The organism is Ornithinimicrobium sp. (assembly GCF_051004135.1).
GTDB lineage: Bacteria > Actinomycetota > Actinomycetes > Actinomycetales > Dermatophilaceae > Ornithinicoccus.
The window spans coordinates 22,642-31,471 of record NZ_JBPCKQ010000090.1; the positions used below are offsets into that span (position 1 = coordinate 22,642).

9 protein-coding genes are annotated in these 8,830 nt (G+C 70.4%); 6 read left to right on the top strand and 3 right to left on the bottom strand.

The window, feature by feature from the left end; translation table 11 throughout:
* Positions 1–12 precede the first annotated feature (12 nt).
* The 4 genes from ACR2FV_RS05250 (at position 13) to ACR2FV_RS05265 (ending at position 2,123) form a co-directional block, all read left to right on the top strand.
* A complete protein-coding gene (locus ACR2FV_RS05250; RefSeq protein WP_434014648.1) occupies positions 13–1,074 on the top strand; it encodes an ROK family protein in 1,062 nt (353 codons plus the stop codon).
* On the top strand, positions 1,074–1,268 hold the full coding sequence (locus tag ACR2FV_RS05255) for a hypothetical protein (RefSeq protein ID WP_434014649.1): 195 nt from the start codon (positions 1,074–1,076) through the stop codon (positions 1,266–1,268). The genes ACR2FV_RS05250 and ACR2FV_RS05255 overlap by 1 nt, the downstream gene beginning before the upstream one ends.
* A 15-nt stretch (positions 1,269–1,283) precedes the next feature.
* Complete coding sequence (locus ACR2FV_RS05260; RefSeq protein ID WP_434014650.1) at positions 1,284–1,667, top strand: ABC transporter permease subunit; 384 nt, start codon at positions 1,284–1,286, stop codon at positions 1,665–1,667.
* 141 nt (positions 1,668–1,808) lie between these two features.
* The gene (locus tag ACR2FV_RS05265) at positions 1,809–2,123 is read left to right on the top strand and encodes an ABC transporter permease subunit (protein WP_434014651.1); all 315 of its coding nucleotides are present in this window, start codon (positions 1,809–1,811) and stop codon (positions 2,121–2,123) included.
* Positions 2,124–2,344: 221 nt separating this feature from the next.
* Here ACR2FV_RS05265 and ACR2FV_RS05270 read toward each other — a convergent pair whose 3' ends face one another.
* Positions 2,345–3,418, bottom strand: a complete 1,074-nt coding sequence (locus tag ACR2FV_RS05270; RefSeq protein ID WP_434014652.1) for an inositol-3-phosphate synthase — start codon at positions 3,416–3,418, stop codon at positions 2,345–2,347.
* Positions 3,419–3,421: 3 nt separating this feature from the next.
* Positions 3,422–4,003 carry a PadR family transcriptional regulator gene (locus ACR2FV_RS05275; protein ID WP_434014653.1) on the bottom strand — a complete coding sequence of 194 codons (582 nt, stop codon included), beginning with the start codon at positions 4,001–4,003 and terminating at the stop codon, positions 3,422–3,424.
* 188 nt (positions 4,004–4,191) lie between these two features.
* On the opposite strand from ACR2FV_RS05275, the gene ACR2FV_RS05280 reads away from it, so the two are divergent.
* Together ACR2FV_RS05280 and ACR2FV_RS05285 are read left to right on the top strand one after the other, a co-directional pair.
* The gene (locus tag ACR2FV_RS05280; protein ID WP_434014654.1) at positions 4,192–6,516 is read left to right on the top strand and encodes a transglycosylase domain-containing protein; all 2,325 of its coding nucleotides are present in this window, start codon (positions 4,192–4,194) and stop codon (positions 6,514–6,516) included.
* 6 nt (positions 6,517–6,522) lie between these two features.
* Positions 6,523–8,043: a hypothetical protein gene (locus ACR2FV_RS05285; protein ID WP_434014655.1), complete on the top strand. Its 1,521-nt coding sequence runs from the start codon at positions 6,523–6,525 to the stop codon at positions 8,041–8,043.
* On the opposite strand, the gene ACR2FV_RS05290 is transcribed toward ACR2FV_RS05285, so the two are convergent.
* On the bottom strand, positions 7,962–8,830 hold an 869-nt coding region (locus tag ACR2FV_RS05290; protein ID WP_434014656.1), incomplete at its 5' end, for a quinone oxidoreductase family protein. The two genes, ACR2FV_RS05285 and ACR2FV_RS05290, sit on opposite strands and share 82 nt — an antisense overlap.

The window sequence follows — 8,830 nt, forward strand, 5'->3', positions numbered from 1 at the left end:
AACCGGGCGCGCGTGCTGCAGACCCTGCGGCTCCAGGGCTCGCTCACCCAGGTGGAGCTGGCCACTGTCACCGGCTTGTCGCCCGCCTCGATCTCGACGCTGGGGCGCGAGCTGAGCGACGACGGGTCGGTGTCTCTGCGCCGGAGCATCCGCAACGGCCGACGGGCCACCCTGGTCTCCCTTCCCGGCAGGCACGGCGTCATCGCCGCAGTCTCGATCGGCGACCGCGACCTGAGGGTGGCCATGCAGGCTCCGGTCGACTCGGGCAGCGGTCAGGTCGGCTCTGAGAGCGTCCTGCCTCGCTGGAGCGGGGTGCCGATTGCCGAAGCGTTGAACACCCGGCTCGGAGCGCCGGTGCGGCTCGACAACGATGCCAACATGGCGGCTCTTGGCGAGATCCGGTCGGGTGCACTGAGCGGGGTGCGCAACGGCTGCTACATCCGAGCCTCGCACGGGGTCGGCGCCGGACTGGTCATCGACGGGGAGGTCTACCGCGGCGCCAGCGGCACAGCCGGGGAGATAGGTCACCTCACCCTCGACGAGAACGGTGCCGTCTGCGCCTGCGGCAACAGAGGCTGCCTGGACACCTTCGTCGGCGCACGTGCGCTCGTCGAAGCAGTACGGGTCAGCCACGGCGACATGCGCTTCGGTGCCGTGCAAGCACTCAGCGACATCAGCCTCGACGTCCGTGCCGGGGAGGTGGTGGCCCTCGTCGGCGACAACGGCGCCGGCAAGTCCACCCTGGTCAAGAGCATCGCGGGTGTGCACCGCCCCGACTCCGGCACCACGGAGATCGCCGGGCGACAGGTCAGCGTCAAAGGACCCGCCGAGGCTCAGCGCCTGGGCGTGTCCACCAACTTCCAGGACCTGACCCTGTGTGACAACCTCGACGTCGTCGGCAACCTGTTCCTTGGTCGGGAGATCCTGCGATCCGGGCAGATCGACGAGATCGAGATGGAGCGCCGGGCCTGGCAGCTGCTGCAAGAGCTGTCCGCCCGCATCCCCTCGGTGCGCATCCCCGTGGCCAGCCTGTCCGGTGGCCAGCGGCAGACCGTGGCGGGCTGGCAGTCCTGATGATCAGTCACAGCATGGCCGACGTGATGGCCGTGGCCGACGGGTCGTGGTGCTGCGGCTCGGCCGCAACAACGGCGTCTTCACCCGTCAGCCAGACCACAAGCCAGGAGGTCATCGCCGCCATCACCGGCGCGACCAACAATCCCGTTTCGGCCCGCGCCAGCCGGCGAACTCCCGAGGAGGACGCCTCATGACACCCTCGAACTCGGGTGAGGGCCTACGGGGGCGCCGTCTCGGCGTTCGTGGAGCGCGCCCAAGGAGGAGATCTGGGCTCGCTGCCGGTCATCATCGGGCTGGTCGTCATCTGGACCGTCTTCCAGCTGATGAACCCGGCGTTGCTGTCCAGCCGCAACCTGGTCAACCTGACGCTACAGTCGGCCGGCTTGGGCACGATCGCCCTCGGGGTGATCCTGGTGCTGCTGCTGGGTGAGATCGACCTGTCCCTCGGCTCGGTGGCCGGGGTGGCCGCCTCGGTCCTGGCCGTGGGGTTCGTGCAGCAGTCGTGGCCGCTGTGGCTGGCGGTGCTGGCCGCGATCGCCTCCGGAACCGCAATCGGGGCTCGATCAACATCCCGTTCGCGTCCGGCCTGGTGAGGTTCGGTCTGGCCTGGTTCGTGCCGCCCTGGCTGGCCTACGCCGGGATTGTGCTCGCGGCGGTCGGCTACGTCGCCGGGCGGATGGCCGACAATCGGCGGCGCACGCGGGGCCGGGCTGACACCCGTCTCCTCGACGGTGGTGCTGCTGCGCGGTGGCACCCTGGCGCTGCGCCGGACCCGGTGGGGTCGCGCGGTGATGGCCATCGGTGGCAACGTGGAGGCCGCCCGCCGCGCCGGCATCAATGTCAAGCGGGTCTACCTGTCCGTCTTCGCCGCCTGCTCGACGCTGGCCGCCGTCGGCGGGTTGTTCCTCGCCGCGCGCCTGGCCGCGGCCAACCAGAGCTCGGGAGGCGAGCCCACCAACCTGAATGCGATCGCGGCCGCGGTCATCGGCGGCACGAGCCTGTTCGCGGTCGCGGGTCGGCCTGGGCAGCTCTGCTCGGCGTGCTGGTGATCCAGTCCATCGACCCGGGGCTGAGCCGCTGAGCCTCGACTCCTCGGTGCGGTCCGTGATCACCGGCGCGGTGCTGCTGCTCGCGGTCACCGTCGACTCCCTGACCCGGCGCAGCCGCGCCGCCCACGGGCGCGGCTGAAGCAGGGCTGCGGCACCGCAGAGGTATGCCGTCAGCTCCCCTGCAGCGGACGGCATACCACTGTTGGTCCAGTGAGCGGCGCTCAGTCCTCGCCGCGGATGTACGCCTCCACAGCGGCTCGGCCCTGGTCGTCGGGGAGCTGCTGCGGCGGTGACTTCATCAGGTAGGACGACGCGGACAAGATCGGCCCTCCGATGCCGCGGTCCTTGGCGATCTTGGCGGCGCGCACCGCGTCGATGATGATCCCCGCGGAGTTGGGGGAGTCCCAGACCTCGAGCTTGTACTCCATGTTGAGCGGGACGTCACCGAAGGCGCGGCCCTCGAGGCGGACGTAGGCCCACTTGCGGTCATCCAGCCACTGCACGTAGTCCGAGGGCCCGATGTGCACGTTGCGGGCGCCGAGGTCATGCCCGATGTTGGAGGTCACGGCCTGGGTCTTGGACGTCTTCTTGGACTCCAGACGGTCGCGCTCCAGCATGTTCTTGAAGTCCATGTTGCCGCCGATATTGAGCTGGTAGGTGCGGTCCAGCACCACGCCGCGCTCCTCGAACAGCCTGGCCATCACCCGGTGCGTGATGGTGGCGCCCACCTGGCTCTTGATGTCGTCGCCGATGATCGGCACGCCGGCCTCGGCGAACTTCTGCGCCCACTCGGGGTCGGAGGCGATGAAGACCGGCAGCGCGTTGACGAAGGCCACGCCCGCGTCGATCGCGCACTGGGCGTAGAACTTGTCGGCTGCCTCCGAGCCCACGGGCAGGTAGGACACGAGCACGTCGACCTCGGCGTCGCGCAGCGCCTGCACCACGTCGACGGGGTCGGCGTCGGACTCGTCGATGGTCTCGCGGTAGTAGCGCCCGATCCCGTCCAGTGTCGGCCCTCGCTGCACGGTCACCCCGGTGGGGGGCACGTCGGCGATCGTGATGGTGTTGTTCTCGCTCGCGACGATGGCCTCGGACAGGTCGAAACCGACCTTCTTGGCGTCCACATCGAACGCCGCGACGAACTGCACGTCGCGCACGTGGTAGCTGCCGAACTCGACGTGCATGAGCCCGGGCACCCGGGCTGCCGGGTCGGCATTGCGGTAGTACTCGACTCCCTGCACCAGCGAGCTGGCGCAGTTGCCGACGCCGGCGACGGCGACGCGCACGGATCCCATCTCTTACTCCTTCTCCTCAGCGCCGCGGGGGGTGGCGGCACGGTCGTGCGTGTATCTCTCGGCCTCGATCATGCGGGTGATCCAGCGAAGATCTGCTTCGGCTGACTCGACCCCGTGCCGGTACAGCTCGGTCGTGTACGTGTCGTGCTTGGTGATCCCGCCCAGCACGGGACCGCCGTGGCGGATGCGCGCCAACCGTTCCTCCAGCCGGGCGCGCCGGCCCTCCAAGATGCGCAGCCGCACGCTCGCGTCGGTGCGCCCGAAGAACGCGAAGTGCACGGCAAAGGCGTCGTCCTCCCAGGCGCTGGGGCCCGCGCTGGAGAGCAGCTCGGTGAACCGTTGCTGTCCGGCCGCGGTCAGCGCATAGCTGATCCGGGCGCGCCGCCCGGTGGCGGGTCGCTCTGCCTCCACGAGGTGCCCCCGTACGACCATCTCGCGCAGGCGCGGGTAGAGCGTGCCGTAGGACAGGGCCCGAACAGTGCCCAGGACCCGGTGGACTCGCTTGCGCAGCTCGTAGCCGTGTAGCGGGGCCTCTTGCAGCAGGCCGAGGATGGCCAGCTCCAGCATCTCGGTACGTCGACTCATCGGGCCTCCTCTCGGCAAATCGCTACTGACAACGACCCGAATATATCGCATAGATGCATCACTGGGTAGCATCAGCGGCAGTGACCTCTCACCTGAGGTGGGTCCGCCGACCTGCGCTGTGCCCAGAACTCCAGGGCTGGAGGGCACAATGCGGGCATGACCTCAGCCTGTCGAACCTTGGAGGACGCGTGAGCCGGAGCCCCGACTCGCCCCCCGCCCCCGACTCCTCGAAGGGAACCGGCCGCCCCCGACGCGGCCGTTGGCGCGCTCGGCCGCGCTGGCAACGCATCCTGCTGGCCCTGCTCGGGCTGATCCTGGCCGGGCTGCTGCTGGGCATGGGCGGGCTGGCCGTGGCCTACGCCAACACCGACGTGCCCGGCCCCAACGAGTTCGCCGAGTCGCAGAGCTCGATCCTGTACTACGCGGACGGTCAGACCGAGCTCGCGCGCTTCACCGGAGGCACCGACCGGGAGTCAGTGCCGCTCGGTGAGGTGCCCGAGCACGTCCGCGACGCGATGCTCTCGGCCGAGGACCGCTCGTTCTACGACAACGAGGGGGTCTCGGTCACCGGCACCATCCGGGCCGCGTGGCGCAACCTGACCTCGGACAGCACACAGGGCGGATCGACCAGCACCCAGCAGTACTTCAAGAACTACTACCCGACCTCCGAGCAGTCCTACCGCCGGAAGGCCCAGGAGGTGCTGATCGCCGTCAAGATCGACAGCGAGATGTCCAAGGACGAGATCCTGGAGAACTACCTCAACACCATCTACTACGGGCGCGGCGCCTACGGCATCCAGACGGCCTCGCAGGCATACTTCGCCAAGGACGTCGGGGAGGTGAGCGTAGCCGAGGGCGCCTTCCTCGCCGCTGTCACCAACGCACCGGCGCTGTACGACCCGGCCGCGGAGGAGGGCAACCAGGAGCGCGCCCAAGAGCGGTTCGACTACGTCGTCAACGGCATGGTGGAGCAGGGGTGGCTCTCGGAGGGGGAGGCCGAGACCGCGACCTTCCCCGAGATCGACCCGCCCCAGCCCTCCACGGCCACCCGGGGCACCCAGGGTTACATCGCCCAGACGGTGCGCGACGAGCTCGTGCGAGAGCTCGACATCGCCGAGGAGGACATCGACCGGGGAGGCCTGCGGATCACCTCCACGATCGTGCAGCAGCACCAGGACGCCGCGGAGCAGGCCGTGACGCAGATGAGCCCGGACACGCCGGACGCCGCCGAGCTCAAGGTCGGGCTGGTAGCGGTGCAGCCGGGCGACGGGGCGATCACCGCGATGTACGGCGGCGCGGACTACCAAGAGGAGCAGCTCAACATCACCACCGACGCCGAGCTGCAGGCCGGCTCGCTGTTCAAGGTCTTCGCGCTCATCGCCGCGCTGCAGGGCGACGTGAGCACCCAGGCGACCTTCGCCGGACCCAGTCCGATGGAGTTCGACATCGAGGGCCAGAGTGAGCCCTACGAGGTCAACAACTTCGACGACGAGCAGTACGGTGAGATCACCCTCGCCACGGCCGTGGCCAACTCGGTCAACACCGTCTTCGTGCAGCTCAACCAGCAGATCGGCCCCGAGAACACCCGCGACGTCGCTGTGTCCCTCGGCCTGCCCGAGGACACCCCCGGGTTGTCCGCCGATCTGTCCAACGTGCTGGGCACGGCCTCCCCCACCATGGTCCAGATGACCAATGCGTGGGCGGCCGTCGCCGCCGAGGGCGAGCTGGCGCAGCCCTACATCGTGGTCGAGGTCAACAGCCTCAACGGTGTCTACTCCTACACCGCGGAGCCGGAGACCGAGCAGGTGTTCGATCCGGACATCACCGCCGACGTCACGGACGCCATGAGCCGGGTGGTCGAGGAGGGCACCGGCCAGGGTGCCGGCGACCTCGGCCGACCGGCCGCCGGCAAGTCCGGGACCAGCGAACGCAACCTGTCGGCGTGGTTCGACGGGTTCACTCCTCAGCTGTCCGCAGCCGTGCTGATGTTCCAGGGAGACGGCACCGAGCCGATGCAGGACATTGCCGGCGTCGACCAGATCACCGGTGGCTCGTTCCCCGTACAGATCTGGGGTGAGTTCATGCGGCTGGCCCTCGAGGGCGAGGAGGTGATCGAGTTCCCGGAGCGGGTGGGCGTCAACGACGACCTCGTCCAGACCTTCGAGGAGCCTGAGCCGACGACCGAGGAGCCCACGACCACCACCTCGGAGCCCGCACCGACGACCACCACGCAGACCCAGACGGAGACCGTCACCGAGACCACCACGCAGCCGGAGCCCACCACGACCGAACCCGCACCCACTACGACCGAACCCGCACCCACCACGACGCAGCCCACCCCGTCCCCGACCACGAACCCCGGCGGCGGCGGTGGCGGCGGCGGCAGCTCGCCCACCACCAACCCCGGGAACGGCGGTGGCAGCAATGGCGGCAGCTCGCCCACCACCAACCCCGGGAACGGCGGTGGCGGTGGCAGCAACGGCGGCAGCTCGCCCACCACCCCCGCGCCCTAGGCCCCGGTGACCTCCCCGTCCGAGGGCTCCCGGGAGGACGTGCAGCGCCGGCCCGCTCGACGGAACCGTGGTGTCGGTGACGCCTACGACGTGCCCTCCCGCACGGATCCGGTCGTGGCCAAGGCGAGCGCCGTGCTCGGTGGGCCGGTGGGCCGGTACGCCGTCATCGGCGGTCGCGGGCTGGCCGGTGTCACTGCCGCCGTCACCTGTCTCGGGGCCGCCGCGATCGCGCTGGGCGTCGTGCAGAAGGGGCACTGTGTCCTCAAGGGGTGGTACTCCCCCGACCAGTTCTGGCGAGCCTGCTACTCCGACATCACCGTGGTCAACGTCAGCAGCGACCTGGCCAACCGCTCGCTGCCCTACCTCGGCGACGACCCGAGCGACCAGCCGTTGCTGTCCGGGCTCGCGATGTGGGTGATCGCGCTGGTCTCCCCGCGGTCGGGTGGTGACGTGGCCGCGCAGCAGTGGGTCTTCGGCATCTGGGCGGTCCTCGCGGTGCTGCTGCTCGCCGCTGGCGTGCTCGCCGTCGTCGCCCTGCGCCCGACCCGGCCCTGGCAGGCGGCGCACCTGGCGGCCAGCCCGGTCGTTGCAGTGCTCGCCCTGATCTCCACCGACCTGCTCGGCGTCGTGCTGGTGCTGTATGCCGTGCTGGCCTGGGAGCGGCGCCACCCGGCCACCGCCGGCGTGCTCCTCGGCCTGGCCTTCCTGCTGCGCCCCTACCCCTTGGTCTTCCTCGTCGCGATCGCCCTGGTCGCTCGGCGGCAGGACCGACTGCCGGAGGCGGCTCGCACCGTCGTCGCGGCGCTTGTGGCCGGTGTCGTGGTCTACCTGCCGTTCGTGCTCGTGGTGCCCGACGGCGTGCTTGCGGCACCCCGGGCGTGGGTCGACTCGGGCGCCGGCTACGGTGCGCTCACCCTGGTGCCTCAGCTGCTGGGCAGAGGTCTCATCGCGGCGGCGACCACCTGGATCGCCCTCGGTGGCTGGGCGCTTGCCGCCCTGCTGGGGTGGCTGCTGACCCGGCCCGGCCGGGGCACCGGTGATCTCGTCGCGGTCGCCGCGCCGATGACCTTGGTCGTCATGCTCACCGCCCAGTCGGTGTCGGTCCAGACCGGGCTGTGGCTGCTGCCGTTGCTCGCCCTGTCGGCCCTGCCCTGGCGGGACCACCTGATCTGGGCCGCGGCCGAGATCGTGCACTTCGAGGCGGTCTGGCTGCACATCGGGTTCGACTCCGACCCCGGCCGCGGTCTGCCCGGCGACGCCTACAGCGTGACCATCCTGCTGCGGGTCACCGCGTGGGGTTGGGTGCTCTGGCGTGTGTGGGACACCTCTGCGCCGCCCCAAGGTGACCTCACCCGCAAGGAGCCGACGCAGCTCCTGCCCCAGTCGAGGCGCCAGGCTCCTGACGGACGGCGTGCGCGACGGCAGGAGGGCCTAGGAGGTGGAGCTCACGGCACGACGAGACACTTGCCCTTGGTGCGCCCGGCTCCTAGGTCCTCGTGCGCGCGGGCCAGCTCCGCGAGGGAGTAGCGACCACCGATCCGCACGTGCAGGCTCCCGTCGGCAACGGCGCCCAGGATCTCGCCGGCCCGCCACTCCAGCTCACCGCGATCGAGCAGGTAGTGCGCCAGGGAGGGCCGGGTCAGGTAGATCGAGCCGCGGGCGTTGAGCTCCTGGGGGTCCAGCGGTGGCACCGGTCCGCTGGCCGCACCGAAGAGCACCATCGTGCCGCGCGGAGCCAGCAGCTCCAGCCCGGCCGCGAAGGTGTCCTTGCCGACCCCGTCGTAGACCACGTCGACCCCGGTGCTGTCGGTGAGCCGGCGCACCTCGGTGACCAGGTCGGTGTCTCGATAGTGGACGATCTCCGCGGCCCCGGCCTCACGGGCCAGGGCTGCCTTCTCCTGCGTCGAGACGGTGCCGATGACGCGCACCCCCGCGGTATGCAGCAGCTGGCACAACAACAGGCCGACACCACCGGCGGCAGCGTGCACCAGGGCGGTCTGGCCCCGCCGTGCGCGGAACGTCGAGCGGACCAGGTAGTGCGCGGTCATCCCCTGCAGCAGCACGGCCGCCGCCGCCTCGAGCTCTACGTCGTCGGGCACCCGCACCGCCTTGGCGACCGGGACTACGGCCTGCTCGGCGGCGCCGGTGCCCGGCACCATCGCCCAGGCCACCCGGTCGCCGACCGAGAGCTCCTCGACCCCGTCCCCGAGGGCCCGCACCGTCCCGGCCGCCTCGGAGCCCACGACATACGGCAGGTCCATCGGATAGACCCCGCTGCGTTGGTAGATGTCTATGAAGTTGACGCCGGCCGCGA